This window comes from Mesorhizobium sp. M2E.F.Ca.ET.209.01.1.1, from assembly GCF_004010375.2.
GTDB lineage: Bacteria > Pseudomonadota > Alphaproteobacteria > Rhizobiales > Rhizobiaceae > Mesorhizobium.
Map to the genome: position 1 here is coordinate 1 of NZ_SADP02001425.1, position 278 is coordinate 278.

1 pseudogene is annotated in these 278 nt (G+C 63.3%); it reads right to left on the minus strand.

Annotated features, from left to right (window positions below):
- Positions 1-278 (minus strand): annotated as a pseudogene (locus EN852_RS42115) (His-Xaa-Ser repeat protein HxsA); the annotation flags it as partial.

The window sequence follows — 278 nt, forward strand, 5'->3', positions numbered from 1 at the left end:
GCTAACAGGGCGAACTGGACCTCCTGGACGATTTCCTTGAACTTGTAAGCGTTGCCCGGAAGCGTCTTCAGTGGCGCTGGCGCGATCGCGGGCGCCTGGTAGGCCGGCGCGGGCGTTGACGGCGCATTGTACAGCGGGGCGGGTTGGCTCGGCGCTGGCGGGATGTAGGAATAGCCGCCCGTCGACGACCTGTGGCTCGAGTGCGAGCTATGGCTGCTGTGGCTGCTATGACTGCGATGTCCCGCCAAGGTGTACAGATGGTCGAGCTTGAAGATATC